This is a genomic window from Corallococcus sp. CA053C (assembly GCF_003611675.1).
GTDB lineage: Bacteria > Myxococcota > Myxococcia > Myxococcales > Myxococcaceae > Corallococcus.
Map to the genome: position 1 here is coordinate 1 of NZ_RAWA01000660.1, position 3,072 is coordinate 3,072.

The window sequence follows — 3,072 nt, forward strand, 5'->3', positions numbered from 1 at the left end:
CCACTGGGGCCGGCCGACACGGAAGGGGGAGCCCCGGGGGCAAGGCCTTGCCCCCGCATCGAGCGCATGGGCGGCATGAGCTTGCGAGGCGGGCCGACCCTGAGGCCGCCCTCGGCGAGGCTGTCGTCATCCAGCTCGCCGGGGCTGGCGCTGCCGAACATGCTCCAGCCCTGGGGCGCGTTCACCGGCACGACGCGCGTCTCCGGCGTGCCCGACGCACGGCGCTCGCCCTGGCGCTCCTCCACCACCACGAAGGACGTGTACTTCGTGGCGAGCTGGTGCTCGATGGCGAGCCGCACGATGCGGTCCTTCATCGCGTCCGCGCGCCGGCCCACGAGGCCCGCGTCCAGCCAGCCCCGGATGCGTTCGGCGGCCCACAACTTCTCCACCACCGGACGGTCCGACAGGGACGGCAGGTTCAGCCGCACCGTGAGGGAGAAGGGCTCCCGGCCCGAGCGCCCCTTCAGCGTCACGCTGCCCGTGCCCCCTTGCGCATAGCGCCCGAAGAGCGTCCAGGGCGTGCCGTCCACCAGCGGCGGCAGCGTGGCCGGAGCCAGCTCACTGGCCTCCACGCCGTCGAAGCGGACCTCCAGGTCGGTGACGCGCGGGGCGAGCGCTCGGGAGAACTGCGCCACCACCTTGTCGTCGATGCGCTCTCCGGGGTGGATGAACTCCACCGCGCCGTCCGTGCGCCGCGCCAGGTCGCGCAGGAGCACGTCGCTCACGTTGGTGCCGATGCCGAACGAGAACACCCGTCCCGCCCCGCGCGCGGCGAGCACCGCTTCGAGGATCTCCGCCTCGTTGCCCACCTGTCCGTCCGTCAGCAGCACCACCACGCCGTCCGGCGCGGCCTTCATCGCGGCGACGAGCGGCTCCAGCAGCTCCGTGCCGCCACTGGCGCGCAGCCCGGCGACCCACGCGTCCGCCTGCTCCAGCGTGCGCTGGGTGAAGAGCACCGGCTCCTTGGCGAAGGTCCGGAAGGAGCTCTCGAAGGCGATGACGTTGAAGCGGTCGCCCTCGCGCAGGTGGCGCAGGCACAGCCGGAGCGCGGCCTGGGCCTGGGGCATGCTGCTGCCTTCCATGGAGCCGGAGGTGTCCACGACGAACACCACCTCCTGGCGGGGCGGCGCCGTCGCCAGGTTCAGCAGGTCCGGCACCACCGTCAGCGCGAACGTGCCCGGCCCCTCCGCCTTCCGGTGGGCGACCACGGGCGTGAGCATGACGTCCGGGTTCGCGTTGCGCAGCGTGAGGACCACGTCCCGGTCCAGCGCCACGTCGCCCGCGCCCCGGCGCACGTGGTCCCGCTGGAGGTTCACGCGCGTGCGGGTGCCCTCGCGGGTGAGGAGGAGCGGGTGCGACGGGCTCTCCACCACCACCTCACCGCCCACGTCGATGAGCAGGTCCATGCGCAGCCCGTAGTCCGGGTTCCCCTGCGGCGGGGAGATGCGGTCCGCGTCCGGCACCCGCGTCGTCGGGGCCGCGTTGCCGTGCGCCGTGCGGTCCCCCTTCACGGCGCCGGGCATGTACCGGGGCGCCACCAGCGTGGGCAGCATCCAGCGCACGCTGCCCTCCTCCGCGGTGAGGGCCTGGAGGAACTCCACCTCCACGAGCGTCTCTTCGCCGGGCAGCAGGTTGCCCACCTGCGCGGTGAAGACGTTGGGGCGCTCCTGGTCCAGCAGCGCCGCGCCATGGCCCTCGGTGATGGCGGTGTCGTAGGTGCGGAAGGCCTCCTCGCGCTCCTTCACCACCCCCGCCACGCGGCGGCCCGCGCACGTCATCGAGAAGGCGCTGAGCGTCGCGTCCGAGGGCAGGGGGAAGGTGTAGACGGCCTCCACCGGCTTCGCCTCGTCGTTGCGGTAGCGCTGCGTCACCCGCACGCGCGCGTGGCCTCCGAGCAGCTCACCGGAGACTTCCACCCCTTGCAGGGGCACCTGGGCCCCATCGCGCGTGAACAGCCCACACTTCGCCTGCTCGTTCATGACTGCTTCCCTTCTTCGGATTCCTCGATGAGGGCGCGCACCCGCTCCGCCAGCGCCCGGACCTTCGCTTCAGCCTGCTCCGACACGTGCAGTTCCAACCCCGGCGCCAGGAGCCAGCGCTGGTAACGCGCCACCTCCACCGTCGGGTCTTTCCCCGGAAGCCGCGCGGCCTGCGGGGAGGGCGCTTCGGGCAGCGGCGCCGGGAGCACCGGCGTCTCCGCCAGCCGCCGCAGCTCCTCCGGCGACAGCCGCAGCAGCTCCACCTGGATGGCATCCAGCGGCAGGAACCGCGCCTGGAGCACCCGGATGGCCTTGAGCCGCACCAGGTGCTCCTCGCCGTACACCGTGTCCGGCCCCTTGAACGGGGGCGCGGGCAGGAGGCCCCGCTGGACGTAGTAGCGGACCGTGCGCGGCGAAACGCCGACCGCCTCCGCCAGCGTGGTCAGCTTCCACTCCGTCTGTGTCTTGGGCGTGCTCACACCCTGACAGTAGGTCTCGACAGTTTCAGTGTCAAGTCGTCAGTGTCGATTCGCCACCGCAGTGTCGGGATGGGACGGGGTGGCGGCCGGGCGGACGGTGGGCCAGAAGGGGGGCATGAACGGCGTCACGGACGGCTTGGACTTCTCCTCCATCCAGCTCATCGGCACGGCGGTGACGCCCGCGGTCATGGTGTCCGGGTGCGGCATCCTGGCGACGGGGTTGGACAACCAGATTTCACGCATCACCTCGCGCCTGCGCGACATGGTCCGTGAGTGGCGCACGCTGCCGGAGGGCCACCCGCGCCGGACGCTCCTGCGCGACGAGGTGGCCATCATGGACCGCCGCCACGCCATCCTCGCGAAGGCCATTGGCATCACCTACGCGGCGCTGCTGTCCTTCGTGGCCACGTCGCTGCTGTACCTGCTGCGCCGCAGCGTGCCGGTGCCGGAGGCGCTGCCGGTGGCGTCCTTCTCCGTGGGCGTGCTGTTGCTGGGCACCATGGCGGTGTTCGCGCTCGCGTCGCTGCGCCTGAGCCGCCGCGCCATCGCGTTGGAGCGCGAGGACCTGTTCCGCGACGTGCCGCCACCGGGGGCGTGAGTCCCGGGGTCGGCCT

Annotated in this window: 3 protein-coding genes; 1 reads left to right on the top strand and 2 read right to left on the bottom strand. The window is 72.4% G+C overall.

Annotated features, from left to right (window positions below; translation table 11 throughout):
* Together D7V97_RS41730 and D7V97_RS41735 are read right to left on the bottom strand one after the other, a co-directional pair.
* On the bottom strand, positions 1 to 1,979 hold a 1,979-nt coding region (locus D7V97_RS41730), incomplete at its 3' end, for a VIT domain-containing protein (RefSeq protein WP_120616089.1).
* Complete coding sequence (locus tag D7V97_RS41735) at positions 1,976 to 2,458, bottom strand: MerR family transcriptional regulator (RefSeq protein ID WP_120616090.1); 483 nt, start codon at positions 2,456 to 2,458, stop codon at positions 1,976 to 1,978. The genes D7V97_RS41730 and D7V97_RS41735, both read right to left, overlap by 4 nt.
* Before the next feature lie 115 nt (positions 2,459 to 2,573).
* On the opposite strand from D7V97_RS41735, the gene D7V97_RS41740 reads away from it, so the two are divergent.
* A complete protein-coding gene (locus D7V97_RS41740) occupies positions 2,574 to 3,056 on the top strand; it encodes a DUF2721 domain-containing protein (protein WP_120616091.1) in 483 nt (160 codons plus the stop codon).
* The last annotated feature ends 16 nt before the right edge of the window (positions 3,057 to 3,072 follow it).

What these genes read in the sequence shown, in the direction of transcription:
- D7V97_RS41740 (WP_120616091.1), top strand. Translation starts at nt 2,574, where the DNA reads ATGAACGGCGTCACGGACGGCTTGGACTTCTCCTCCATCCAGCTCATC.